Genomic DNA, 24,708 nt, shown 5'->3' with positions numbered 1-24,708 from the left:
CAGGACTCAGTGGCAGGGGACGCCGAGCAGGTGGCGCCCGTCGTGCATCAGCTCGTGCAGGTACATACCCGACTGTGAGACGGCGCCCTGGTCGAACGCGACCAGGTAGGCGAGCATCAGCAGCAGGCCGACCGCGAGCAGGGCGACGGCGAGCAGGCGCGGCGAGATGGCCGGTACGGCGACCGATCGGGCAGGCGTGGGTGCAGACATCGAGTACCTCCTGGGGAAGTGCGCGTCCCCTTCGAAAGGCTGCTGATGCCCGAGCGTCCTGACTCACGAGCAAGCTCGCTCACAGTGGCGCGGCCGTACCGGTCTCTCACCGGTTTCCCTCATGGCACCGCAGGTTGTCCCTGGAAAGGTAGCCGCCCGCTTCACCCACGGTCAACGCGCCGGCGCGCCCCCGTCCAGATGCCGGAGCCTGGCGAGTGTCGGAATTCACCTGCGGCTGCGGGCGGGGCGGCCCTAGTGTGAGGGGATGCCGTCCGGTCATCATCTGCTCGCGTTCGCGATCACCTCGTTCGTGATCATCGTGGTTCCTGGGCCCAGTGTGTTGTTCATCGTGGGGCGGGCGCTGGCTGTCGGGCGGCGCGAGGCGGTGTTGACGATGGTGGGGAACACGGTCGGCGCGGCCGTGATGCTTGTTGCGGTCGCGCTCGGGCTAGGTGCGCTCATCGCCGCCAGCGCGATCGCCCTGACCGTGGTCAAGCTGGCCGGAGCGGCGTACCTGATCTATCTCGGGGTACACGCGTTCCGGACCCGGAAGTCGCTGGTCGCGGCGTTGCAGGGCGAGGTGAAGCCCGGGAACGCCCGGCGGGCGATGCGCCAGGGGTTCCTCGTCGGGGTGACGAACGCGAAGACAGCGGTGTTCTTCGCCGCGGTCCTACCGCAGTTCGTCGACAAGAACGCGGCGCCCGCGTCGCTGCAGGTCCTGCTGCTCGGGCTGATCTTCATCGTCATCGCCTTGTGCTCCGACAGCCTGTGGGCCCTGGTCGCCGGGACCGCCCGCGAGTGGTTCGCCCGCTCGCCGCGCCGCCTCGAACTGGTCGGTGGCACCGGCGGGCTGATGATCATCGGACTCGGCGCCAGCATCGCGGTCACCGGCTCCAGGGAGTAGCCCGCTACCCGACCTGCTGCTTGGTACGACGGGCGGCGAAGACGCCGAGCAGGGCGAGTACGGCGGGGAGCCCGAAGGCGGTCAGGTAGGCGGTGGTCGCCGAGTGCGGCTCGATCGCGGCGAACAGCGAGCCGCCGACCGCGAGCACCGTGGCTGTGGCCAGCGCGTCACTGAGCTGCAGCGCGGAGCTGTTCGCGCCCTGCTCCTCGCGGCTCGAGTACTCCAGGATCAGCACCGAGACGGTCGGGAACACCGTGCCCATCCCGAGACCGGCGAGCCCCCACCCGAGGATGCCCACGAGCACCGGAACGTGCGGGTTCAGCGTCAGGGTCGCCGCCGTGATGCCGAGCACGATCGAGATCATCCCGGCCTGCAGGAACACCTCGTGCGAGAACGGCTGGTGCGGCCGGCCCCGGTACCACGAGGCGGTGGTCCAGGTGAGCGCGCTGACGGTGAGCACGAGCCCGGCGAAGGAGGGCGAGAGTCCACGTTCGCGGGTCAGCATCAGCGGGAGGAACACCTCGGCTCCGAATCCGGCGGCCGCGACGAGGCCGCGGAGCGCGACAACAGCCGGGAGCCCGGTGCACATCGTGAAGGTCCCCTTGGGCAACAACTTCGGCGAGAAGGCGATCACCCCGGCCAGACCGACGGCGAGCAAGGCGATCTGGAGAATCCCGCGCTGCTGACCGCCGTAGTGGAGCAGGCCGACGCCCACCGCCGCGGCGATCGCCCACATAGCTCGCCGGTCCCAGAGCGACCTGTGCTCCTGCTCCTGAGTACCGGCGTCCGCACGAGCCAGCCCGGGGCGCATCACCAGGGCGGCCGGGATGGCCATCGCCGGTACTGCGAGGAACACGATCCGCCAGCTCCCGTGCTCGACGATCAGGCCGGCGATCGCAGGGCCGACCAGGGACGGGACCACCCAGCCGGTGGCGAACGCGGCGAAGATGCGCGGCCGGAGCTCTGCCGGGTAGAGGTGGCCCACGACGACGTAAAGGGCGACCGTGAGGAGGCCGCCGCCGAAGCCCTGGATGATGCGCCCGACGACGAGCACCTCCATCGTCGGGGCGATCCCGGCGATGATCAGGCCGGCCAGGAACCAGGCGGTGCCGTGCCAGAGCGGCCGGGCCGGGCCCTTCAGGTCGCTCCAGGTGCCGGAGACGACCATCGCGACGACGCTCGACGCGAGCGGGCCGCCGAACGCGAGCGCGTACAGGGACAGCCCGTCCAGCGACTGCGCGACGGTCGGCATCGCGGTGGTGACCGCGAGGGACTCGAACGCGACCAGGGTGATCAGCGCGACCATCCCGATGGTCAGTGCCCGGTACTCCGGCGCGAGCACGCTGCGCGGCCGAGGTGGTGCCGCGGTGCTCGTCGAAGGGTCAGCGGTTGTCGTCATGTAGAGACCCTCGGACATCAAGTGCTCTTGAAGTCAACTTTTCGACTTCAAGGGCGCTTGAGATTAGGAGTAGGTCAGAGGACCGCGGCGAGGACCAGGGCCAGGATCGGCGGGACAGCCTGCAGGGCGGCCGGGCGGGCCATGCGGCGGTCCGACGCGATCAGCACGATGCCGGCGCCGGCCATGCAGGCGCAGGCGAACAGCGCGATCGCGTGGCCCTTGTCGCCACCGGCGATCAGCCCGCCGATCGCGCCGATCGCGAGGAACAGGTTGTAGAAGCCCTGGTTGAACGCCCAGGGCCGGACTGCCTCCGCCTCGGCCTCGGTCTTGATCAGGAAGCGCTGGTAGGTGCTCGGCTTCTTGAAGAGCAGGCTCTCCAGAGCGAAGACGGCAAGGTGGAAGACACCGGCCAGGGCGACGAAGATCTGCGCGATCGTGTTCACCAGCGAACCGTACCGCCCGGATGCCCCCGGCAACAGAATGTCGCCGATACCGTCAGCTCATGTTCGCCAAGCGGTCGCGAAGGCGCGGGCGGGATTGGCGACGAACACCGAGGTCGCGAAGTCTTCGCCGAAGTGGCGGATCAACCTTGGCCTGAGTCCGGTGAGCAGGAACGGGATTCCCGGACCGTCCGCGGTGAACCGCGCCCGGGCAGTGGTCGTGTCGCCGCCGAGCAGCAGACGGTCGGCGTACCCGGCGTCGACCAGAGCGCCCAGACAGTCGAACAGCCGTGGATCGGTCGCGTGGTTCGCCCGGGACGGCCCGTCGAAGGCGAGGAACGATCCCCGGGCGGCAAGCTCGAGGTGGAATCCGTGGTCGGGGAATCGGTTCAGATGTCCGAGGATCACGTTCGCCGGTGGGACGTTGAGCTCATCGACCAGGAGATCCAGCACCGCATCCGCCGCCGTCCCCAACTCATGGTGGATCGCGATCGGCGCACCGGTCGCGTGATGCGCCTCGGCCGCCGCACTCATCACCGTGCGCGCGTGCTCCTCTAGGCGATGAAACCCACCGGCAACCTTGATCAGCCCAGCCTTCACGCCGGTATCGCCGATCCCCTCGGTCAACTCCTGGACGAACACCTCCGCCAACCTCAGTCTGACCGCCTCCACCACACCGTCCGGGTAGTGCTCCGCCCGGTGCAAACCCGTCGACGCCACGAGGTGAATCCCTGTCTCAGCGGAGATCTTCGGCAGGATCGCGGCCCGCCGCCCGAGCCCGTACGGAGTCCACTGCACGATCGCCTGCCCACCCACCTCGGCGAACGCTCGCACCTCGGCGAGGGCTGCGTCTTCGTCGTCCAACTCCTGACCGGGCAGCACTGCAGTCTTGAAGAACAGGTGATCGTGCGAGTCCGTCACCCCGAGCTCCTCGGGCGCCACATCCCGCAGCACCGTCCGTACCTTCATCCGTCCCCATCCTGCCATTCTTCTGACGTAACGCCCGAACCGTTACGACGGTAACGGCCGGGGCGTTACGCTGTCCACGTGAATAGTCGATGGCCCGCGGCTGGTGCGGTGATTTGGAGGGCGCGGTGAGCGGCCGGACGGCGCTGCGGTTCGATCTCGGGGCGACCTGGCTCAACCTGCTGGCGACCCGTGGGACGCACTTCGGCGAGCATCCGGTCGAGCGGATCCCGACGGTCGAGCGGTTGACCGAATGGTTCGAGGGGGCCGAACTGACCCCGACGCGGAAGTTGTCGACCCGAGACCTCCAGCGGACCTGGGAACTGCGCGAACTCCTGCGCCCGATCGCCCTCGCGAGCGTGGACGGCGACGAGCCGAAACCGACCGACGTCAGCGCTCTCGACCGGTTCCTGCACGCTCACCCTGCGCCGATCCGCCTTGCGCTCACGGACCGGCTGACTCGCGAGCGCCCGAAGACAGCTTCCGAGGCACTCGGCCGGATCGCTCGCCAGGCCGTCGACCACCTGACCGGCCCCGAGCGCGAGTTCCTGTCCGCCTGCCCCGAGCACGATTGCCGAGGTGTCTTCAGCGACCCCTCCGGCCGCCGCCGCTGGTGCCCGAACCCCGCCTGCGCCAGCCGAGGCCGAGTCCGGGCCCTACGCGCAAGACGAGCCCAGTCAGAGAATTCCTGACCGGGCCCGCCTCAGTACAAGCGAAAGGCCGGACCGACCCTGGGGTCAGTCCGGCCTTCTGTCGCTTCGAGTGTCTAGCGACCGCGGCCTGCGCGGGTGCCTGCGGAGAAGGCTGCTGCGCCGGCTGGGCGGCTGGTCGCGCCCGGCGTGGTGGTGCTGTAGCTCTTCGGGGCGGAAGCGCCGCCGCGGGGGTTGCCGCGCGACTTACCGCCCTGGCCGCCTCCGTTGCGAGCACCTTGGCCGGCCGCACGCGGCGCGCCCGGTCCGGCGGCGCGCCGACGGCGACCACCGCGACCCCGGCCGTCCGAGGATCCGCCGGCACCGGTACGGCGTACCGACTCCGACTGGACCGCGGACTTCACCGGCGGGGTGACGAAGGCGCGCTCGCCCGGCGCCAACTGCGCGAGCAGCGGGTCGCCGACGCGGAGCTTGGTCACCTTGGCGGAGATGCCGGCCTTGCGGGTCAGGTCCCGGACGTCGCGGACCTGGTCGTCCGTCATCAGCGTGATGACGGTCCCCTCGGCACCGGCTCGCGCAGTACGGCCGGAGCGGTGCAGGTAGGCCTTGTGCTCGATCGGCGGATCCGCGTGGATGACCAGCGTGATGTCGTCGACGTGGATGCCGCGGGCAGCGATGTCGGTCGCCACCAGCGTCTTCGCCGAGCCGTCGGAGAAGGCCTCGAGGTTCCGGGTGCGGGCGCCCTGCGAGAGGTTGCCGTGCAGTTCCACCGCCGGTACGCCGAGTGCGATCAGCTTCTTCGTGAGCGACTTCGCGCCGTACTTCGTGCGGGTGAAGACCAGCGTGCGGCCCGGTGCGGCGGTCAGGTCGACCAACACCGGCAGCCGGGTGTCGGACTGCACGTGCAGCACGTGGTGCGTCATCTTCGACACCGGCGACTGGGCCGAGTCGACGCTGTGCGTGACGGGCGACTTCATGAACCGCTTGACCAGGACGTCGACGCCGGCGTCCAGGGTGGCCGAGAAGAGCAGCCGCTGGGCGTTCGCCGGGGTCGCCTCCAGGATCCGCCGGACGGCGGGCAGGAAGCCGAGGTCGGCCATGTGGTCGGCCTCGTCCAGCACGGTGATCTCGATCGCGTCGAGCTTCGCGTGCCCGGACTTGACGTGGTCCTCGAGCCGTCCGGGGCAGGCGACGACGATGTCGACGCCGCGGCGCAGGCCGCTGATCTGCGGGCCGGCGCCGACGCCGCCGAAGATCGTCATCGTGCGCAGGTCGAGCGCATCCGTCAGCGGCGTGATCGACGCCTGGATCTGGGTGGCGAGCTCACGGGTCGGCGCCAGGATCAGCGCGCGCGGCTGGTTCGGACGGCGCCTGGTGCCGCTGGCCGCGAGCCGGGCGAGCACCGGCAGCACGAACGCGTAGGTCTTGCCGGAACCGGTCCGGCCGCGACCGAGCACGTCCTTGCCCGCCAGCGAGTCCGGCAGCGTCGCCGCCTGAATCGGGAACGGCTTGACCACACCGGTCGACGCGAGCGCCTTGACCAGTCCGGCCGGGACGCCGAGCTCGGCGAACGTCATGTCGTCGTCGATCACCGGCACGTCGAGCTCGTCGTACAAGTCGCTCTCCACAACCGTCTCGACCACGCGGTCGGCGCCGCGGGAGCCGGTACTGCGGGAGTCGGCGCCGCGCTGGTTGCCGCCGCGGCGGGTGCGCGGGCTACGCTTGCTCTGCGGGGCGGTGGTGTCACCAGCCGGCCGGCGTGAGCCGTTGACGGTGCCTTGCGGGGATGCGGTGGTGGACGAGGCGTTCAGCGTGGTTCCGATCTGGGTGTTCCCGTTCTGGGCATTCCCGTTCTGGGCGTTCCCGTTCTGGGCGATCCCGTTCTGGTTGTTGCCGCTGGCACCGGTCCGGCGACGGCGGCGGGGGCGCGCCGGGGCCTCACCCTGGGCGCGCGGAAGAGAGGTAGAGGGGGCGGAAGTGGGCGTGGTGTTACCGGGGCGGCTAGCCGCCATGAAGTACTCCAAGAAAGTCGGGGGGTCGTCCTGCCCGGCGCAGCCAGGTGGGCCGCGGCGCGTGGTGGTCGACTGCTAGCGCAGCGTGTGCACTGAATCGGCCCGAGGCAGAACTGGGCGGGCCGTCACAGATAGTGTACGTCACCCCAGGACCATCTGCGGAGAGTATCCAAACTCAGTGCGCCGTCAGGAACTCCCGAACCAGCGCCGCCACTCCGGCCGGGTCCTCGAAGAGCATCCCGTGCGACCCGTCGAACTCGACCACCCGGCAACCACGTGGGTCCCGCTCTTCCCGGCCCCACAGGTCCTCGACGACGCCGCGCTGCTGGGCCCGGAACAGGTCGGCGAAGGGTTCCTGGGCGGGGAACAGCCTGGTGGCGACGACGGCGAGCGCCGGGCAGCTCAGACCGTCGTACAGGTCGGTCGTGCGTTCGGCGGCGATCAGTTCGCGGATGACGTCGAGGGCCGGGCGCTCCGGCGGAGGAAGGTCTGTCCGTTTCTGCGGACGAGATTCCGCCGGAGGTGCGGCTGCTGAGTGACGAGCATCTCCTCGACCTCCGGCGTCAACGGCGCCGCCATCGCCTCCGCTTGCGCCTTGAACACCTCGTTCAGCTTCTCGCGCGCGGGCTCGACGTCCACCTGCCCCGGGTACGTCGAGGGCCAGCCGTTGCCGTCCAGATTCACCAGACCAGGGCATTCCGGGTGGCGCTTGCCCCAGCGCACGGCGAGCATCCCGCCGAGCGAATGCCCGACCACGAACGGGTTCCCGAGATCGAGGGTTTCGAGCTCGTCCAGCACCTCGTCCCATCGCCAGGAACTGTCACTGGATCCCCCATGGCCGGGCAGGTCGACCGCCGTCAGACTGAAGCCGTCGAGGTGTTTCGCGAACTCCTGCCACTGATCCGCGTTCCCGCCGCCGCCATGCAGGAGGAGCACCCGCGGGCCGGCCCCGCCGTACTCGTAGCTGGCGATCATGATCGTCCCAACTCTCGTTCGCGGACCGATGACACCGTGACCCCGCCGTCGGGGTCGCGGGAAAGCTTGCCTCTGACAACCAAGTCGTGAACTCCCTGGCGGGTGATACCGAGCATCGCTCCGGCCAGTGCGTACGGGACCGCCGTCGCGCTGGGATGGCCGACCCGACGCAGCACGGCGCGGCCCAGCGGAGTACGCCACCAGTCGGCGGGCGGGTCGAACGCAGTGTCGCCCGGATACAGCGCGCCGATCAAGGTCGCGGCAGCCCAGGCCGCGTCCCGGTCGTCGGGACCGAGCAGCCGGGCGGCGAAGGATCCAGCCGCGGCTTCGGCTTTCCGCCGGAGGCCGGCGAGGTCGGAGTCGACCAGGATCTCCAACGGGTCGAGCAGCCTGCGCTCGATGATCCCCACCAACTGCCGGGTCAACTCGTCCATCTGCCACCGCCCTCGCGTCTGCTTGACATAGATCGTCAAGTACTTGACAGCTGATGTCAAGCGGAGGATCAGCAGGTACGGTTCAGGCCGTGAGCACAGCCGACGTCTTCCGCACGGATCCGCCCAATGTGGGTGGGGAGCGTGAGTTGCTGCAGGGATTTGTGGACTTTCACCGGGGCACGCTGTTGTGGAAGACCTCGGGGTTGACCGGCGAGCAGCTCGTCCGGGCGAGCACCGAGCCGTCGACGATGAGCCTGCTGGGGTTGATCCGGCATCTCGCCGAGGTCGAGCGGTACTGGTTCCAGGTGTGCCTCGCCGGGCGGCCGCTGCGGCTGGAGCTGTGGACCGACGAGCATCCGGACGGCGACTTCGACCTGGTCGATCCCGCCCAGGCGGAGCAGGATCTCGCCGATCTGAAGGCAACGATCCGAGCGTCGGACGAACTCGCCGCGGCCTACTCCCTCGACCACACGTTCAAGCGACCGCGGGGCGATGCGGAGTACTCGCTGCGTTGGCTCTACCTCCACATGGTCGAGGAATACGCCCGCCACAACGGCCACGCCGACCTGCTCCGCGAACGGGTCGACGGCCTGACCGGCGAATAGCCCCGCAGGCCGCAGCCCAGGCCCTAGGCCTTGATCTTGCGGATGACGCCGACCAGGTCGTTGACGACGCCTTTGACGCCGGGGATGCGGGTCAGGCGGAGCAGCCGGTCGACCAGGGGAACCGTGCTGACGATCAGGGTCCGGGTCCGGCGCAGCCCCTCGCTGTCGTCGTGCACCCAGAACAGCACGATGCCCATCTGCATCAGCCAGAGCAGCTCGGGAAGTTCGGCCCGGAGATCGGCCGGGAGCTTCAGGTCGGATCCGTCCACCACCTGACGGAAGATCTCGACACTCGCCTCCCGGGCCGGCCGCGACTGCTCGCTGAACGGCGACAGCGGACTCTTCGGCTCGGCCGCCGTCTTGAAGAAGGTGCCGGCGAACTCGTGGTACGGCGCCGACACCTCCAGCCAGCTCTCCAGTACTCCGGTGAGCCGTTTGGTGAAGGACTTCTCCCCGGCCAGGATGCCGGCCACGGCCTCGCGGTGTTGCACCTGCAGGTGGTCGTAGTACGCCTGCATGAGGTGTTCTTTGGAGCTGTAGTAGTAGTACGCGTTGCCGACCGAGACGCCAGCCTCCGCGGCGATCGCGCGCATCGTGGTCTTGCCGTAGCCCTGCTCGCGGAACAACCGCAGGGCGGTCGACAGGATCAACTCACGCGTCTGCTCACCCTTGGCGGTCGCACTGTCCGTCACGTCAGTCAGAGTAATCACCCGTCGTTCTCCACCCAGACCTGAGCCGCCAGCCGCTCCTTGAACCGCCTGCAGGGGCCACACTGCGCGTCGTACGGGACTACTGACTGCTGCATGATCGGTCAGTAGCCGGAAGGCGTCGGCTGTTGGGTGCCGGTCAACGGGCGGTCGCCGGCGAACCCGTTCGGCGGGACCGGCGGCGCGGTCATCTCCTCGATCCGGCTGCGGCGGCGGATCGCGTTGAAGACCCACACGTTCACCAGGTGCAGCACCCCCAGCACCACCATCACGATGCCGACCTTGACGCTCAGCGCCTCGATCAGCCCGCGCGCGTCGGCCACCGTGTCGCCGGTTCGCAGGAACAGCGTCACGAACCCCAGGTTGACCAGGTAGAAGCCGGCCACCAGCAGCCGGTTCACCGCGTCCGCGAAGTCCGCGTTGCCGTGGAACACGTCGACCAGGAAGATCCGCCCGTTCCGGCTCAGCGTCCGCGCCACCCAGATCGTCAGCGGTACCGCGATCAGCAGATAGAGCAGGTACGTCGTCACCGTCATCGTCATCGTCGCCTCATCCTCACCATTTGAACACGTTCAACTCTTCAATGCTCTGAGCGTAGACCCAACTTTTGAACACGTTCAACACCTGCTCTTGGTGACCTGCGTCTCCTCTCCTCCGCGGCGTTGATCTGCGTGCCCTGCCCGCGTGCCCGCGTGAGGTTGTGCTCGTGGGGCGGCAGGATGCAGTGATGCGAGGGATGCGGGAGAAGGTGCTGGAGCGGTGGATCGCGCGGTACCGGCTTGCCTGGGAGACGAACGATCCGGCGGACATCGCCGCGCTGTGGACCGAGGACGCCGCCTTCTACCGCCGGCCGGACGAGGAGCCGGTGCTCGGCCGGGACGCGATCGTGGACGCCTGGCTCGAGGTCGCGGACGCGCCCGGGGAGACGACCTTCGACTACCAGGTGCTCGGCTTCGGCGACGGGGTCGGCTTCGTCCGCGGCTGGACGACGTACCTGACGGACCCGCCGAGCGAGTTCAGCAACCTGTGGCTGATCCGGCTGGACCGGGACGGGCGCGCGCACGAGTTCACCGAGTGGTGGATGGAGAAGACCTGAGCCGGGCGCGGGCGTAGGATCGGCGTCAGGCGCCCAGGGTGCCACCGGTCCGCGGGAAGGGCTCAGCCCACCTGGTTTCGAGCTTGCGCGGTGCCAGCCACCTCCTTTCTCGCCCGACGACGCGGACAGCGGGCACGTAGAGAGGAGGTCGCCATGCCGACCCGTCAACTCCCCAGTCCCCCGAGCCTCGAGCACCTGAAGAAGCAGGCCAAGACCCTGCTCAAGCAGGTCAGGGCGGAGGATCCCGCGGCTGTCGCACTCGCCGCCGAGTTCCACCCCGTCAGCAACCTGGCCGATGCCCAGTTGGTGATCGCCCGCAGCTACGGATTCGCCAGTTGGTCAAGGCTCACGCATCACCTCGACCTGATCACGCAGTACAGCCGTTATCCCCACCGTCAGGCGATCGGCGGACCCTTGGACACCCCTGGCCGGCGGGCCGACGAGTTCCTCCGACTCGCCACGCTGCAGTATGGCTCCGACGACCCGGTACGCCGGAGCGCGGCGTGCGAGCTGCTGACGAAGTTCCCTGATGTTGCCCTGAGCAACATCTACACGATGGTTGTCGCCGGCGACGTACCGGCTGTTCGTGCGGAGCTGGCCCGGGACGGCGCGCTGGCCAGTCGTGAGGGTGGTCCGTATCGGTGGGAATCCCTGCTCTACTTGAGTTATTCGCGCCTCGACGTGACGCCGGAGGCGCCGGTGGAGATCGCCCGGATGCTGCTGGCTCATGGTGCTGATCCGAATGCCGGGTACCTCTGGGAGGGATTGCCGTCGCCGTTCACCGCGTTGACGGGTGCGTTCGGCCGGGGTGAGGGGGATCAGCCGCCGCATCAGAGCCGGCTCGCGCTGGCCCGGCTGCTGCTCGAGGCGGGAGCCGATGCGAACGACAGCCAGACGATGTACAACTGCGGGCCGGGGTGTCCGCCGCCGTACGACGACGACCACCTGGAGCTGTTGCTCGAGTTCGGGCTCGGCCGAGGGGATGGCGGGGCGTGGCACGAGCGGTTGACGACCGTACATCACACGCCGCGACAGCTCCTGGAGGACGAGTTGGTCTTCGCGTCCTCGGAAGGCCTGCTCCACCGGGTGCAACTAGTGCTTGCCCAAGGCACCGATCCGGACGGCCGCGGGACCGAGCATCCGATCTTCTGTGGTCATCGGGCGTACGAACTGGCCGCCGTGGTCGGGTACACCGAGGTCGCGGAACTCCTGCGGGCACATGGTGCGGCGCCGCTCGACGACGTTCATGAGCTGTACGCCGCGGTCATGCAGGGCAGCTCTTTCGAGGCTGACAGCGACCTGGCGGCCCGGGCGGTGCAGCGCAATCGCTTCCTTCCGTTGCGGGCGGCCGAGCTCGGCCGGACCGAGGCGCTGGAGCCGTTGAAGGAACTGGGGTTCGACCTGAACGTGCTCGGGATGAACACGCCGCTGCACCAGGCGGCGTTCCACGGGCATCTGGAGACGGTGAAGAAGCTGATCGAGCTCGGGGCCGACCCGACCATCCGCGACTGTGGGTACAACAGCACTCCGCAGGGCTGGGCCGAGCACAACCACCAGCAGCACGTCGTCGACTACCTCGGCGGCCTCTGAGCCGGCCTACGGGCTGACCGCAAGGAAGACGAAGGAGCTGAAGATCATCAGGTGGACCGCGCCCTGGAGCAGCGTGGCCCGGCCGGTCGCCAGCGTCAGCATGCTGACGATCACCGTCAGCGCGAACAGGACCATCTCCGTGCCGCCGAGGCCAAGGACCAGCGGGCCGCTGAGCCAGATGGACGCGACCGCGATCGCCGGGATGGTCAGCCCGATGCTGGCCAGGGCCGATCCGAGTGCGAGGTTCAGGCTCGTCTGCAGCCTGTTCCGCAGGGCGGCGCGGACCGCGGCGACGGTTTCCGGGAGCAGCACCAGCAAGGCGATGACGACGCCGACCACGGCCACCGGAGCACCAGCCGACTCGACCGCGTCCTCGAGCTTCGGTGAGACCGTCTTCGCCAGGCCGACGACCGCGATCAGGCACACGAAGAGCAAGCTCAGGCTGAGCACCGCGACCCGCCCAGTCGGCGCCGCCGCGTGCACCTCCCCGTCCTCCTCGTCATCTACAAGATCGGCCGCGATCGACACCTTCTCGGCCTCCGAGCCGGCCCCGGCTGCCGCGCCATCTTGGCCCGCCCCGGCGGAAGCCCCCGCGACCGTCCCGACCCCAACCGCTGCGGTCTCTTCGGCGGCCACCGGGAGGAAGTAGTCGCGGTGCCGGATCGTCTGGACGAAGACGAAGACTCCGTACATCGCCAGCGACGCCACCCCGGCAAACGCGAGCTGGGCCGGGCTGAAGGTGGCCCCCGGAGTACTGGTGGTGAACGTCGGCAGTACGAGGCTGAGCGTGACCAGCGCGGTCATCACGGCGAGTGCGCTCCCCGACGCGTGCACCCGGAACTGCTGCGTCGTGTGCCGGACCGACCCGACCACCAGCGCGAGTCCGACGATCCCGTTGCAGGTGATCATCACCGCGGCGAAGACCGTGTCGCGGGCCAGCGAGGCCGCCTTGTCCCCGCCTGACGCCATCAGCGTCACGATCAGCGCGACCTCGATCACGGTCACCGCGAGGGCCAGGATCAGCGTGCCGAACGGTTCGCCGACGCGATGGGCGACGACCTCGGCATGGTGGACGGCGGCGATCACCGCGGCGCCGAGACCCAGGCAGACGAGGACGATCAGCACTGCGCCGAGGTCGCGGCCCCAGGTCAGCACCAGGACGACGAGAGCGAGCGGGGGCACGGCCAGACTCCAGCGCGGCAACCCATGGACAACGGTGTTTGTCATCCCCCGCGATGCTATCCGCGCGGCGCGGAATCCAGTTGGCATCCACCGCTCAACGCGTGATGCTTTTCGCACACCGAGAATCCTTGCTCGCCAGGTGGAGCCGGGCTGAAGAGAAGGGCTGCTGTGGAGATCCGAGACGCGACTGCCGGCGACTGGCCGGCGATCTGGCCGTTCTTCCACCAGATCGTCACCGCCCAGGAGACCTACGCCTACGACCCGTCGATGACGAGGGAGCAGGCCGAGTCGCTCTGGATGGCCCCGTCGAACTCGCCGCAGGCCCGGACCAGCGTCGCGGTCGATGCCGACGGCACGGTCCTGGGCAGCGCCAACATGTACCCGAACCGGCCGGGACCCGGCGCGCACGTCGCGAGCGCCAGCTTCATGGTCGACGCGTCAGCTCGTGGGAAGGGCGTTGGCCGGGCTCTCTGCGAGGACATGATCGATTGGGCCGGCCGGGAGGGCTTCCGCTCGATCCAGTTCAACGCGGTGGTCGAGACGAACGAGGCGGCCGTGAAGCTCTGGCAGGCCCTCGGCTTCCAGATCATCGGCACCGTCCCCGAAGCCTTCCACCACCCCACCCACGGCTACGTAGGCCTCCACGTCATGCACCGCGCACTCTGATCACCCCGCTCTGATCAGGCCGTTCTGATCACTCCGTCCTGATCGTGAGGGCTGTTCAGAAGGAGGCTAGTTCCTCCGCGGTGAAAGCCCGGAGCAGGCAGAACTCGTTGCCTTCGGGGTCGGCCATCACGATCCAGGAGGCGGACTCGTCCTGGCCGATCGAGGTCCGACGGCCGCCGAGCGCCACGATCCGGGCCTCCTCGGCCGCCTGGTCCTCCGGTCGGAGGTCCATGTGCACGCGGTTCTTGACCGCCTTGGCCTCGTCCGCGGGCACCCGCAGGAACAGGATGTCCGGCACGATGCCGTCCTCGGGGCTGCCCTCCGGCGGCTCGAGCACGGACTCCTTCTCGTTCTCGAAGGTGATCCGCCACCCCAGCACGTCGGCCCAGAACCGCGCCTGCGCGGCCGGATCGATCGCGTCGTAGTTCACACACTGCACCCGGATGCTCATATCGCACACCTTGGCCGCACCATACCGGTGCAGTCCAATCGGAGGGGAAAGTCTGCTTGGATCGGCTCATGAGCGAGTCCCGCGCCCGGCGTATGTGGCGAGTCCTGGAGCCGTACCACGCGATCAGCTACTTCGCGCCCGACACCAGACAGGCCACTGACGCACTAGGCCTGCGCGGCGGCTGGATGAGCTACTTCGGCTGCCGGGCGGCTCCCCTGGGCGCAGTAGGCCCAGACGTGGTCGCCGCGCTCTTCTACAACTTCCACCCGTCGATGGTCGCCCGCGCGATTCCCGACGCCTGGAACTACGCCTCGCCCGAGCAGTTGCTCACCGCTCGCCTCGAGGCGGTCGACAGCGCAGTACGCCGTCTCCTGCCCGACCCCAGTACTGCGGTACGCCGTACGGCTGAGCTGGCTCGTCGGGCGGCCGAGCTGGCTCCGGTAGCGGGGAGGGCGCTCGGTGCGGCGAACGCGGCGCTGGAGTGGCCCGACGAGCCGCACCTGGTCTTGTGGCAGGCGACCACCATCCTCCGGGAGTCCCGAGGTGACGGGCATGTCGCTGCGTTGGTCGGCGCGGAGTTGAGCCCGTGCCAGGCGTGTATCACCATCTCTGCCGCAGGTGGGCCGTCCAAGCAGGTGTTCCAGGTCAACCGGCGCTGGAGCGACGAGGAGTGGGCCGAAGCCGAGGAGGACCTCAAGTCACGAGGCCTGCTCGACGCGGACGGAGTGCTGACCGAGGCGGGTCGCGCGCTGCGTCAGCAGGTCGAGGACACGACCGACAGGTTGGCCGAGCAGGGCTGGTCAGCCTTCGGCGACGAGGCCGCGGCGGAACTCGACCGGTTGATCCGCCCGATCAGCGGCATGATCATGGCGTCCGGCGCGGTCCCACCCGACAACCCGATGGCCATGCGCTGGGAACCGGAGGAACTGCCGCCTACCGCTTCTGCGGACCCCGGACGGTGACGTAGATCAGGGATACCCCGAACGCGGCGACGATCGGCCCGACGATCGCCCAGAGGGAGCTCCCGGTCATCGAGCTGCCGCCGATATACCCGAGCCCCTGCAGCGCCCAGATGACGCCCACCACCGTGAGTAGGACCCCCAGCGCCACGAACACAGCCTTCTTCATGCTCTGACCCTAGCCGCATCGCCACCATCTCCCCAGCCGATCTCCGGCCGGATCTCAGGAGGTCCGGAGGCCCGAGTGGGCCGCTTGGAGGACCGCGGTGGTGAGGGCGGTGAGAACGGCCGATTCGAGTTTCCAATGTTGCCAGTAGAGCGGCACGTCCACATATTTGCCTTGGGCAACCTCTACCAGGCGGCCGGCGGCAAGATCCTGCTCGACGACCTCCTCCTCGATCATCCCCCAGCCAAGCCCGAGGCGGATCGCCCGGACGAACGGCCCCGGCGCCGGGATCGAGTGCACCGGCGGGTCGAGCCGACGGCGGGTGACCTTGCGGATCAACCGGTGTTGCAGCATGTCCTTCGGGTTGAACACCATCATCGGCGCCACCGCGAGCGCCTCGGGGAGCGGCCGCCCGGTCAACCAGCGCTCGGCGAACTCCGGGCTCGCGGTCGACAGGTAGCGCATCTTCCCGAGCGCCCGGATCCGGCAGCCCTGCACGGGCCGCGGGTCGGCTGTCACCGCGGCGAGTACCGTGCCGTTCCGGAGCAGTTCGGCCGAGTGGTCCTGATCCTCCTGACGAAGGTCGAACGCGGTCACCAACTCCGTGGGTACTGCGAGCAACGCGGGCAGGAACCAGCCGTTCAGCGAGTCCGCGTTCACCGCGATCGGCAGCCGCAGGCCTTCCGCCTTGCCCTTGACCGCGGCGATCGCCTCGGACTCCAACAGCGACACCTGCCGTGCGAGCCGGAGCAGCGCCTCCCCCGCGTCTGTACTCCGGGCCGGCTTGGTCCGCTGGATCAACACCTGCCCCAGGTGGCTCTCCAGCGCCTTGATCCGCTGGCTGACGGCCGACGGGGTGACCTGCAGGCGCCGCGCGGCCGCGTCGAAGCTGCCCTCGTCGATCACGGCCGCAAAGGTGTCCAGTTGCGCTGCATCGATCTGCATACTGCGGAGTCTATTCGTCGATGAAGCCCAACTAATGGTGATGAAGAATCTTTAGCTGGAATACCTGTCCGGTCGACCCTACGGTCGAGACATGCCCCTACTCGCCGGCTTTGCCACGTCGCTATCCCTGATCGTTGCGATCGGAGCGCAGAACGCGTTCGTACTGCGTCAGGGGCTGCGCCGCGAGCACGTCCTGCCGGTGGTGCTGACGTGCGCCCTCTCCGACGCTCTCCTGATCTCAGGCGGAATCGCCGGCCTCGGAGCGCTCCTGACCAGCAGCCCCCTCGCGCTGAACATCGCGAAGTACGGCGGTGCCGCCTTCCTCTTCGGATACGCCGTGATCGCGGCGCGGCGGGCGATCAACCCGGGCCTGATGAGCCCGGCGGATCACGCGCCGGCCGCGTTGCGCAGCGTCGTACTGACCTGTCTCGGGTTCACATATCTCAACCCGCACGTCTATCTCGACACCGTCGTGCTGCTCGGGGCGTTGGCGAACCAGCGGGGCTCCGACGGGCGCTGGCTCTACGGTGTCGGCGCGGTCGCCGCCAGCTTCGGGTGGTTCTTCGCGCTCGGGTTCCTGGCCCGCAAGCTCGGACCCGTCTTCGCCCGGCCCCGCGCCTGGCAGTTCCTCGACGCCGGCATCGCCCTCGTCATGACCACCCTCGCCGCCTGGATGGTCCTGCCTTGACCGCCCTCACCAGGATGGCGCGACTGCCCGGGGCACCCTCGCCCCCGTGAAAGCTTCTGCCTTGATCTAGCGTGAGGTCAGCTGCATCCGCTTGCTGGTCAGGGGGTTCGCGTGGACGTGTCGGTGTTGTGCGATGCGGTGGCGGTGTTTCCAGAGGCTGTGGAGGCAGCGCTGCCCGGGTGGTCGCCTGAGCACCAGCGGTGGACCGAGGCGAACCTCCCGGGGAACGTGGATGCCGCCGGCGGCTGGTGGCTGCATTTCCACAGCTACCTGGTGACCAGCGACCGTGGCGCTACCCTCGTCGACACAGGGATCGGCCCGGCCGGTGGAGAGGCGGCGAACTGGCTGGGGACGACCGGGCGCCTCCCCGAGCTCCTCGAAGCCACCGGGGTGCGCGAGGCGGACATCGACACGGTGATCCTCACCCACGTCCACCTCGACCACGCCGGCTGGAACACCGCCGGGGAGCATCCGCGCTTCGGCAACGCGACGTACGTGGTGCAGCAGGCTGAGCTGGATCACGCGCACGGCGGGCCGACCTACGAGCGGTTGATCAAGCCGATCGCGGACGCCGGGCAACTCCGGGCCGTCGACGGTGAGACCTTGCTGGACGACGGGCTCCGGCTGTTGCCGACGCCAGGGCACACACCTGGGCATCAGTGCGTGGTGACTCAGCGGGCGGTACTCGGCGGAGACGTACTGGTGCACCCGGCGCAGGCGCGGTGGCCCGAGCTGACCTACGTGTACGAGCGGGACCCCGTGGTTGCCGTGACCTCCCGGCGCGAAGTACTGGCTCTAGCGGCCGCTACTGGAATCCCCATCGCTGCTGCACATCCGCACACCGCGCTCGACGACTCTGCCCTGCCGCTGGTGGGTTCAGGTCTCGGTGACGAGGTCTGCCGCACCTACCGGCTCTGACGCGTGGCACTGGTTGTGGGGCTGGCTCAGCGGTAGCCGGTGGTGTCGGCCGGCTTGCCGGGGTCCTGGACCTCGACGATGTAGCGCCAGGCGTCGGGCCGGCTGCCGTCGAGGTCGGTGAAGCCGTAGACCTTCGCGAGCTCGCCGCTCGACACCGACTTGCCGTTCCAACGCGCGACGTCGGGGTCCGCGGCGAGGGCGGCAACAGCGCGACCGACGTACGACGGACTCTCCGAGATCGCGAAATGCGGGATCGCCTTGGTCGCGTCCCGCCAGTTCGCCTCGGTGACGCCGAAGCCGTCGAGCATCGCCTCGGACCGCAGCCACCCGGGCGACAGCAGTACGGCGGTTGCCTGGTGCGGTGCGAGCTCGTGCGCCAGGGCGAAGGCCATCCGGCTCACCGCACCTTTGGCGACGTCGTAGAAGAAGGAGACGCGGTAGTTGGTCGCGTTGTAGTCGTTGGTGCCGTCGGTCATCTCCACCACGAGGCCGCCAGGCGACTTGATCAGCAGCGGCAGCGCGAAGTGGCTGGTGATCGCGTGCGTCTCCACGCCGAGCCGGAACAACCGCAGGCCGCTGTCGAGGTCCGACTCCCAGACCGTCTTGTCCCAGTTCGGCTCGCCCGACTGGCCCCAGATGTCGTTCACCAGGATGTGCAACGCGCCCTGCTCGGCCTCGATCCGGTCGACGAGAGCACGAACCTGCTCAGGATCCGTGTGATCCACCTGTACTGCGATGCCATGGCCGCCCGCCGCGTCCACCAGTTCCGCGGTCTCCTCGATCGTCTCCGGCCGTTTCATCTCCGACTGCTGCGCGCGGGTCGTCCGCCCCGTCACGTAGACGGTCACCCCGGCGGCGCCCAGCTGCACGGCAGTCCCGCGCCCTGCCGCCCGGGTCGCACCGGTGACCAGCGCGACCTTTCCCGCCAACGGCTTCTCACTCATGCCCTGCTCCCTCCTCGAACGCCGGACTCCCCAGCTAGCCATACGCCGTATGATTTCTGTACCATACGACGTATGGTTAATGCTGGCAAGGCTGGTCCCCGGCGGAGTGGTCGGCCGCGGTCGGGCGAGGAGCGGCTCAGCCGGCAGGCGATCCTCGAGGCGGCGCTGCGGATCGTGGACGACGAGGGCATCGAGGCGATGACGATGCGCCGGCTCGCCGCCACGCTCGGCGTGAACCCGATGTCGATCTACCACCACCTGCCGAACAAGGCGGCGGTGTTCGCCGGGCTGGCCGAACTGGTGTTCGCGGACGTCGACTCACCCGACCCGGGCGACGCTGTTCCTTGGCAGGACCAGTTGAAGGGCGCCGCCCGCGCGTATCGGAACGCCCTTCGTGCTCACCCGAACCTCGCGCTCCAGGTCCTCTCCGACACGTCCGCGGTCTCCGACGTCGTCGTGACCACGGTCGAGCCGTTCTACCGAGCGCTGGATCGCGCCGGACTCTCGCCACGCCAGATCTTCGAGTCTGTGAACACCCTGATCGACTTCATCCACGGCTTCTCGCTCGGGGAGGCGGCGGTCCGCGCCGACACCTTCGACCTGGCCCCAGATCTACTGACCCGGGTTCAGAACCTCCCATCGGGCAAGGCTCCGACGCTGACCCGGGTGGTCGAATCCCTCGGCGAAGAAGGCCTTCACTACGACTTCAGCGAGGGCTTCGAGTCCGGCCTGACGACGCTGGTCAATGGCTTCACCGCTACCTGGACCTGACCGAGTACGACCGGCGTCAGTCTGGGGCTGGGACTGTCCCATCGGGGGATGGGGCGGAGGTCTGACCGGTCTTGCTCTTGGGCTTGTGGCGGGAGATGGCAACGCCGAGCAGGCAGAGGGCGCCGCCGGCGAAGGCGAGTGGGGCGGGAGCCTCGTCCAGGAGGAGCCAGGCCAGGAAGATCGTGAGGGGTGGGACCAGGTAGGTGGTGGCGCCCATCTTCCCGGCGCTGGTCCTGGCGAGCGCGTAGGCCCAGGTAGTGAATGCCAAGGCGGTTGGGAACGCGCCTAGGAAGACGACCCACCAGATCGTGGATGGTCGGGCGTCGGCCGTCTCGCGGACCAGGGCTGGCGCGAAGGGCAGGCAACTGATGGCGCCGATCGTGCAGGCCAGCCACGTCACCTCCAGAGCAGGGAGGCGTCCTAGCAGTGGCTTCTGGGCGACGACCCCGATGGCGTAAGCGATGGCGGCCACCACGCAGAGGATCACGCCCCAGGTCTCCGCTTTACCCTCGGACGACGACGTGCCGATCAGGACGACGCCACCGAACGCGGCGATGCTTCCGATCACCAGTTGCCGCTGGAATCCCTCGGCCAACAGCAGACCGGCGAGCAGCGCGATCAGCAGCGGGCCGATGTTCACCAGCATGGCGGCGGTACCGGCGTCGAGTCGTTGCTCGGCCTCGTTCAGCGCCACGTTGTAGACGCCGAACCACAACAAGCCGCAGACGAGCAGCAACTTCCAGTCACCACGGGCGGGCCAGCGCCGAGGCCGGCTGAAGACGAACACCCCGAGCAGCAGACTTCCGACGAGCAACCGCCCCAACGACAGCGCACCCGCCGAGAACTCGTGCCCCACATGCCGGATCGCCACGAAGGCCGAGGCCCAGAGCACCACCGTCACGCCTGCCGCTCCCGCAGCGAGCAAACCCTGCCGCCGATCCGTCATCATCACCCTCCGACCGTAGGTGCCCCACCCTTCGGCCGGCACCGAATATTCAACGCCCGAGACCCCCCGAGTGTGAGCCCCGCGGCGTCGGGCCTGGCAGGTGAGCGCGCCGGCGTGAGCCGGGCGGCTGAGTGCGGGCCGGGTGGTGAGAGTCGGGTGGTGAGAGTCGGCGGTGTGAGGATGGCGTCATCGCTGTCCACCCTCCTCGCTGGCTAGCTCCTCGGCTTCGTCGTCGGTCCGGACTCCGGGCGGCGGCAGGGTGAACGGGGTGATCAGCGCCGTCAGCAGCAGCGGCACGGTCAGCCCCGCGACCAGGATCGGCAGGCTGAACCAGACCGATCCGAGCGCGAACCCGGCGTAGACCGCCACCGCGAACACCTCGGCGAACAGCCCCGACACGGACGTCACCGTCGCGCGAGCAGGACCCTGGATGGCGTCCTGCAGCCGCGCCTCGGCCACGACGATGACGAGTTGCATCACCCCGTAGCCGACGGCGATCGGCACGAAGCCTTGCGCCGTCCCACTGAGCGACCCCCAGGCCAGCAACCCGGCAGCCATTCCCAGCGCCACCCCGAAGAACGACGCACGCCTCCGGTACGCCGGACCCGCGAGCGCACCGCCGATCGCCTGGGCAGCCACCGTGCCGGCGATCAGCAACGGCACCAGCGTCGTCGACGCCCCGACATCCCTTGCCAGCAAGGGGAAGTACTCGTCGAACGCCAGGAATCCACCCAGCAACGCGACCAGGGCAACAGCCTTCCGGACAGTACGGCTGGTCGACGCCTCGGACAGACCCGAGCGCAGCATCAGCGCGTACCGACCCAACGGCCCGTGCCCGGCGCCAGGCTCCACCTCCTCCGTTTCGTCAGCCGTGGCGACCCGCGCCGCCTCCGGCAGGGACAGGGCTACAACTACTTGCATCAGGCAACTGACCAGGCTGACGGCACCCACCAGGGGGTAACCGCCGAGCTCGTACAGCGGAGCTGCCAGCAGAGTGGCCGCCAGGTTGAGGACCAGCGAGGCCGACCTCGCCCGGCCGAGCAGCCCGGCATACCTGTCGGCAGCCCCGCGCGCGGCGAGCTCGTCGTACACGAGGGCTTCGAAGGTTCCGGAGATCAGCGCGGAGCTGACGCCCCAGAGGACGAAGCCCAGCGCGAACCCGGCGTACGAGGGAACGACGATCCAGCTGGCGAAGCCCAGTCCGCTGAGGACCGAGCCGAGCACCAGCAGTCTGCGGCGGGAGAACGTGTCCGCCAGGGCGCCGGAGGGCACCTCGAGGAGGAACGCGGTCGTCGACCAGATGATGAACAGCGTCGAGATCTCGGCCGCCGACAGGCCGTGATCCGTGAACAGCAACTGGTACAGCGGATACAGCGGGATGAAGTCCTGCAGCGCCTCGTACGCGACGATGCGGGCGGACAGGCTTCGCGGTACGGCGCTCATCGCAGCCCTCCCGGTCGGTGGATCGGGGGGCTCGGAGCAGCTAGGCGGTCAGGAGGTCAAAGGTGCGGGCTCGAGTAAGTCATGTCTAAGAAGGTATCCGGGAAGTCACTGCCGGAACAGATCTTTTGTGCCGGGTGTGGACAAGTGCAGCACCTGGTACCGCGTGCCCGGCACGATGCCCGGTTCGCCGCTCCACAAGGTGAAGTGGACCAGTTCCCACCGGGTCGGGTCCACCGCGATCGCCGAGCTGTGGACACCCGCCATCGCGGCCGTGCTCCGCAGGACATCGGCAGCCTCGGCGACCGGTTCGGCCGGATCGATGTCGGGCGGCAGCATCAGCGTGTACTTCGTCGCGGCCACCGCGGTCTGATCGATGTCGGGCCCGGCCAGGGTGGCCGCCCCCGTCCAGTGCCGCACGATCGGGCGCCCGAACGACTTGCAGATCCCACTGAAGAAGCCACCGCCCCAGAGGAACCGGCTCATCCCGGCCGTGTCGTTCCACAGGTAGAAGGGCGCGTACTGATTCACGGTCGCGCCGTTCGCCTGGTCCTGGACCAGGTAGGCCTTCAGCCCGAGCCCCTCGAAGTCGTCCGTGCGCGCGCCCAACGTCTCCACCCGCCGCCGGATGATCCCCATGTCGTAGTCCGCCGGCAAGGTGATCTCGTACTGCATCGCGTACACGCGCCCACTCCCTCTCGTCGACTGCCGTACATACTAGTAGGTACAAACACCGGCTCGTCCAGCCCGACAGCTAATTCGGAAGCCAACCCACGGACGATCCGGCAGGGTTGGGGAATGAGCGACGTTGGCGAGCGGGTCTGGCGGAAGCTACCGGAGGGTGCTCGGGAGGGTCTCACCACGGGACTGAGTCCGTCGGAACTGCAGACGGTCCTGCTGGAGGTCAGCCGCGCCCGGGCCGCGGCCGTCACGCCTGCGCGAGTCATGCAGCGCTGGCGGGAGGATCGGTTCGTCCGGCCGTCCACAGTGGATCCGCGAGCACTCGTGAAGACGCAGGCGAGGCTGTGGGAACGCCTACCGGAGCGATTCGCGGGCGTCGAGTTGTCGCCGGTCACCCCGCTAGGCACCTGTTCGTCCGTCGCGACCATCGACCAGAACCGGGTGGTCAGCACCATCCGGAGTACGGAGGTCGCGAGCGACCCGACCAACGAACTCGCGATCGAGGCCGCCGTACGCCGACGCGCCGGTCAGGCCCGGGTGGATCTCGCCGCCTGCCAACGGGTGGTTCGCGCCCAGGCAGTCGACGGGCCCGGGCTGTTCGCGCACTTCCAGCTGTTCGCGTTGGTGTCGAGCGCGCGGGACACTGGTTCGGGACGCGTCGAGGCGGAGATGCTGGTGGACCATCTGCGCTACTGGCACGACGTACTGGGTGATGAGGCGCGGCTGACCTTCACCACGTTCGCGCGGTCCGCGGTAAGTGAGCGGATCAACGACACCGTGCGGCCCGCGCTCAAGGTCGAGTTCGCCGAGGATGCGGAGCGGACCAACGGCTCGAACTACTACTTCGGTACTGCGCTCGGCGTGGGCTCGGGTGATGCCGATCTGGGCGACGGCGGGTTCACCCGGTGGACCGCGGACTTGCTGGGTGACGCCAAGGAGCGGTGCCTGATCTCGTGCGTGTCGACCGAGCGCCTGACCGCAGTGCTCAATCCCGGAGGTTGAGCGGCGCCGCCTCAGTGCTGATCAGGACGATGGTGCTGTCTTCGGTCAGCGGCAATTTGTCACGCGCCACTCGTACGCCGGCCAGCGTGGCGGCACCACTCGCACCGGAGGAGATTCCCGCGGCGCCGAGGTCCTCCACAGCCAGGAGAGCCTCGTCCTCCTCCACAGTGACGGATGCGTCCAGCCCGGCTCGCAGTACGGGCCAGGCGAGGCTGGACGGCGTACCGCAGTTCAGGCCGGCCATGACGGTTGTGCTGGTCTCCACCGTGACGGGCTCGCCGGCCAGCAGACTACTGGTGATACAGGCGGCCCGTGCGGGCTCTACTCCGAGAACCGACGGCGCAGGAGACTCGCTGCGGTAGTGAGTGACAGCCGCTTGAGCCACGGAGCCCACACCCATTGGTACTACGACGAGATCGGGCTGCAGGTCGATCTCGCGGAAGAGAGTCGAGTACCCGTCGACGATGCGCTGCGGCACGACCTCATAGCCGGGCCAAGCCGAGTCCTGAATCAGCACAGCGCTACCAGTAGCTGCCTCGGCCGCAGCAACCACAGCAGCGTCGTACGAGTCCTCGATGATCGTGACGGTGGCGCCTTCGGAGCGGATGGCCTCGATCGCAGGGGCGCTCACGACGTACGGGATGAACACGTGTGACTCGAGGCCGAGCATGGCGGCCATGCGGGCTACTGCACGACCGTGGTTGCCATCGGTCGCGGTGACGAGTCGGGTCACGTCCGGATGGTCCTGCAACGTGCGGTGGATGGCCCACCAGGCGCCAAGCGCCTTGAAGGCGGGCAGTCCCAACCGTTGCGACTCGTCCTTCACCAGCACGCGGCCGACACCGAGTTCGGCAGCCAACGCCGGTACTTCAGTCAGCGGCGTGGGCCGGTAGTCGGCCAGGCCTTGATGGAAGGCCAATGCGTCAGCGGGCGCGGCTGAGCAACGCCAGGCCTGAGCGGA

Annotated in this window: 29 protein-coding genes and 1 riboswitch; of the genes, 11 read left to right on the top strand and 18 right to left on the bottom strand. The window is 68.8% G+C overall.

What is annotated here, in order from left to right:
* Positions 1-6 precede the first annotated feature (6 nt).
* Positions 7-210, bottom strand: coding sequence for a CbtB-domain containing protein (locus tag EV648_RS19910; protein ID WP_132293604.1), 204 nt, complete (start codon positions 208-210; stop codon positions 7-9).
* A 53-nt stretch (positions 211-263) separates the two neighbouring features.
* Positions 264-328, bottom strand: a riboswitch (cobalamin riboswitch).
* A gap of 147 nt (positions 329-475) precedes the next feature.
* Between EV648_RS19910 and EV648_RS19905 the strand changes: the two genes are divergently transcribed.
* Positions 476-1,114 carry a LysE family translocator gene (locus EV648_RS19905; RefSeq protein ID WP_132293601.1) on the top strand — a complete coding sequence of 213 codons (639 nt, stop codon included), beginning with the start codon at positions 476-478 and terminating at the stop codon, positions 1,112-1,114.
* Positions 1,115-1,118: 4 nt separating this feature from the next.
* Here EV648_RS19905 and EV648_RS19900 read toward each other — a convergent pair whose 3' ends face one another.
* From EV648_RS19900 to EV648_RS19890, 3 genes are all read right to left on the bottom strand, one after another.
* A complete protein-coding gene (locus tag EV648_RS19900; RefSeq protein WP_132293598.1) occupies positions 1,119-2,513 on the bottom strand; it encodes an MFS transporter in 1,395 nt (464 codons plus the stop codon).
* Between the two features lie 74 nt (positions 2,514-2,587).
* Positions 2,588-2,956, bottom strand: a complete 369-nt coding sequence (locus tag EV648_RS19895; protein ID WP_132293596.1) for a DUF1304 domain-containing protein — start codon at positions 2,954-2,956, stop codon at positions 2,588-2,590.
* Positions 2,957-3,013: 57 nt separating this feature from the next.
* Complete coding sequence (locus EV648_RS19890) at positions 3,014-3,922, bottom strand: phosphotriesterase (protein WP_132293593.1); 909 nt, start codon at positions 3,920-3,922, stop codon at positions 3,014-3,016.
* A 125-nt stretch (positions 3,923-4,047) separates the two neighbouring features.
* On the opposite strand from EV648_RS19890, the gene EV648_RS19885 reads away from it, so the two are divergent.
* On the top strand, positions 4,048-4,611 hold the full coding sequence (locus tag EV648_RS19885) for an ABATE domain-containing protein (protein ID WP_199234707.1): 564 nt from the start codon (positions 4,048-4,050) through the stop codon (positions 4,609-4,611).
* Positions 4,612-4,685: 74 nt separating this feature from the next.
* Here the strand turns inward: EV648_RS19885 and EV648_RS19880 are convergent, their stop codons facing one another.
* From EV648_RS19880 to EV648_RS19870, 3 genes are all read right to left on the bottom strand, one after another.
* Positions 4,686-6,581 (bottom strand): DEAD/DEAH box helicase, encoded by a 1,896-nt coding sequence (locus EV648_RS19880; protein ID WP_241995389.1) that lies wholly within the window; start codon positions 6,579-6,581, stop codon positions 4,686-4,688.
* A gap of 441 nt (positions 6,582-7,022) precedes the next feature.
* On the bottom strand, positions 7,023-7,556 hold the full coding sequence (locus EV648_RS19875; RefSeq protein WP_132293587.1) for an alpha/beta fold hydrolase: 534 nt from the start codon (positions 7,554-7,556) through the stop codon (positions 7,023-7,025).
* A complete protein-coding gene (locus EV648_RS19870) occupies positions 7,553-7,990 on the bottom strand; it encodes a hypothetical protein (protein WP_132293584.1) in 438 nt (145 codons plus the stop codon). The genes EV648_RS19875 and EV648_RS19870 overlap by 4 nt, the downstream gene beginning before the upstream one ends.
* 89 nt (positions 7,991-8,079) lie before the next feature.
* Between EV648_RS19870 and EV648_RS19865 the strand changes: the two genes are divergently transcribed.
* On the top strand, positions 8,080-8,595 hold the full coding sequence (locus EV648_RS19865) for a DinB family protein (RefSeq protein WP_241995388.1): 516 nt from the start codon (positions 8,080-8,082) through the stop codon (positions 8,593-8,595).
* 23 nt (positions 8,596-8,618) lie between these two features.
* Here the strand turns inward: EV648_RS19865 and EV648_RS19860 are convergent, their stop codons facing one another.
* Positions 8,619-9,287 (bottom strand): TetR family transcriptional regulator, encoded by a 669-nt coding sequence (locus tag EV648_RS19860; protein ID WP_132293578.1) that lies wholly within the window; start codon positions 9,285-9,287, stop codon positions 8,619-8,621.
* 119 nt (positions 9,288-9,406) lie between these two features.
* Positions 9,407-9,844 carry a hypothetical protein gene (locus tag EV648_RS19855; protein ID WP_132293575.1) on the bottom strand — a complete coding sequence of 146 codons (438 nt, stop codon included), beginning with the start codon at positions 9,842-9,844 and terminating at the stop codon, positions 9,407-9,409.
* A gap of 185 nt (positions 9,845-10,029) precedes the next feature.
* On the opposite strand from EV648_RS19855, the gene EV648_RS19850 reads away from it, so the two are divergent.
* On the top strand, positions 10,030-10,398 hold the full coding sequence (locus EV648_RS19850) for a nuclear transport factor 2 family protein (protein ID WP_241995387.1): 369 nt from the start codon (positions 10,030-10,032) through the stop codon (positions 10,396-10,398).
* 153 nt (positions 10,399-10,551) lie between these two features.
* Positions 10,552-11,988: an ankyrin repeat domain-containing protein gene (locus EV648_RS19845; RefSeq protein ID WP_132293572.1), complete on the top strand. Its 1,437-nt coding sequence runs from the start codon at positions 10,552-10,554 to the stop codon at positions 11,986-11,988.
* Between the two features lie 6 nt (positions 11,989-11,994).
* Here the strand turns inward: EV648_RS19845 and EV648_RS19840 are convergent, their stop codons facing one another.
* Positions 11,995-13,215, bottom strand: a complete 1,221-nt coding sequence (locus EV648_RS19840; RefSeq protein ID WP_132293569.1) for a calcium:proton antiporter — start codon at positions 13,213-13,215, stop codon at positions 11,995-11,997.
* Positions 13,216-13,338: 123 nt separating this feature from the next.
* Between EV648_RS19840 and EV648_RS19835 the strand changes: the two genes are divergently transcribed.
* Positions 13,339-13,836: a GNAT family N-acetyltransferase gene (locus EV648_RS19835; RefSeq protein ID WP_132293566.1), complete on the top strand. Its 498-nt coding sequence runs from the start codon at positions 13,339-13,341 to the stop codon at positions 13,834-13,836.
* Positions 13,837-13,891: 55 nt separating this feature from the next.
* Here the strand turns inward: EV648_RS19835 and EV648_RS19830 are convergent, their stop codons facing one another.
* Positions 13,892-14,287, bottom strand: a complete 396-nt coding sequence (locus tag EV648_RS19830) for a VOC family protein (RefSeq protein ID WP_132293563.1) — start codon at positions 14,285-14,287, stop codon at positions 13,892-13,894.
* Positions 14,288-14,355: 68 nt separating this feature from the next.
* On the opposite strand from EV648_RS19830, the gene EV648_RS19825 reads away from it, so the two are divergent.
* Entirely contained in the window at positions 14,356-15,249 is an 894-nt protein-coding gene (locus tag EV648_RS19825; protein WP_132293560.1) for a hypothetical protein, read from the top strand.
* Here EV648_RS19825 and EV648_RS19820 read toward each other — a convergent pair.
* Positions 15,221-15,415, bottom strand: coding sequence for a hypothetical protein (locus EV648_RS19820; protein WP_132293557.1), 195 nt, complete (start codon positions 15,413-15,415; stop codon positions 15,221-15,223). The two genes, EV648_RS19825 and EV648_RS19820, sit on opposite strands and share 29 nt — an antisense overlap.
* Before the next feature lie 54 nt (positions 15,416-15,469).
* On the bottom strand, positions 15,470-16,357 hold the full coding sequence (locus EV648_RS19815; RefSeq protein ID WP_132293554.1) for a LysR family transcriptional regulator ArgP: 888 nt from the start codon (positions 16,355-16,357) through the stop codon (positions 15,470-15,472).
* Positions 16,358-16,448: 91 nt separating this feature from the next.
* Between EV648_RS19815 and EV648_RS19810 the strand changes: the two genes are divergently transcribed.
* Together EV648_RS19810 and EV648_RS19805 are read left to right on the top strand one after the other, a co-directional pair.
* Positions 16,449-17,045 (top strand): LysE/ArgO family amino acid transporter, encoded by a 597-nt coding sequence (locus EV648_RS19810; RefSeq protein WP_132293551.1) that lies wholly within the window; start codon positions 16,449-16,451, stop codon positions 17,043-17,045.
* A 111-nt stretch (positions 17,046-17,156) separates the two neighbouring features.
* Positions 17,157-17,963, top strand: coding sequence for an MBL fold metallo-hydrolase (locus tag EV648_RS19805; protein ID WP_132293548.1), 807 nt, complete (start codon positions 17,157-17,159; stop codon positions 17,961-17,963).
* A gap of 26 nt (positions 17,964-17,989) precedes the next feature.
* Here EV648_RS19805 and EV648_RS19800 read toward each other — a convergent pair whose 3' ends face one another.
* A complete protein-coding gene (locus EV648_RS19800) occupies positions 17,990-18,907 on the bottom strand; it encodes an SDR family oxidoreductase (protein ID WP_132293545.1) in 918 nt (305 codons plus the stop codon).
* Positions 18,908-18,979: 72 nt separating this feature from the next.
* Here EV648_RS19800 and EV648_RS19795 point away from each other — a divergent pair, with 72 nt between their 5' ends.
* On the top strand, positions 18,980-19,678 hold the full coding sequence (locus tag EV648_RS19795) for a TetR/AcrR family transcriptional regulator (RefSeq protein WP_132293542.1): 699 nt from the start codon (positions 18,980-18,982) through the stop codon (positions 19,676-19,678).
* Positions 19,679-19,694: 16 nt separating this feature from the next.
* Here EV648_RS19795 and EV648_RS19790 read toward each other — a convergent pair whose 3' ends face one another.
* From EV648_RS19790 to EV648_RS19780, 3 genes are all read right to left on the bottom strand, one after another.
* Entirely contained in the window at positions 19,695-20,627 is a 933-nt protein-coding gene (locus tag EV648_RS19790; RefSeq protein ID WP_241995425.1) for a DMT family transporter, read from the bottom strand.
* Positions 20,628-20,810: 183 nt separating this feature from the next.
* Positions 20,811-22,067 (bottom strand): MFS transporter, encoded by a 1,257-nt coding sequence (locus tag EV648_RS19785; protein ID WP_241995386.1) that lies wholly within the window; start codon positions 22,065-22,067, stop codon positions 20,811-20,813.
* Positions 22,068-22,172: 105 nt separating this feature from the next.
* Positions 22,173-22,739, bottom strand: a complete 567-nt coding sequence (locus EV648_RS19780) for a DUF4865 family protein (protein ID WP_199234725.1) — start codon at positions 22,737-22,739, stop codon at positions 22,173-22,175.
* Positions 22,740-22,862: 123 nt separating this feature from the next.
* Here EV648_RS19780 and EV648_RS19775 point away from each other — a divergent pair, with 123 nt between their 5' ends.
* Entirely contained in the window at positions 22,863-23,747 is an 885-nt protein-coding gene (locus tag EV648_RS19775; RefSeq protein WP_132293536.1) for a hypothetical protein, read from the top strand.
* On the opposite strand, the gene EV648_RS19770 is transcribed toward EV648_RS19775, so the two are convergent.
* Positions 23,731-24,666 (bottom strand): pyridoxal-phosphate dependent enzyme, encoded by a 936-nt coding sequence (locus tag EV648_RS19770; protein WP_241995384.1) that lies wholly within the window; start codon positions 24,664-24,666, stop codon positions 23,731-23,733. The genes EV648_RS19775 and EV648_RS19770 overlap by 17 nt on opposite strands.
* Between the last annotated feature and the right edge of the window lie 42 nt (positions 24,667-24,708).

It is taken from the genome of Kribbella sp. VKM Ac-2568 (genome assembly GCF_004345365.1).
GTDB lineage: Bacteria > Actinomycetota > Actinomycetes > Propionibacteriales > Kribbellaceae > Kribbella > Kribbella orskensis.
The sequence above is the reverse complement of the archived record's forward strand: the minus strand, read 5'-3'. Positions and strand labels throughout refer to the sequence as shown.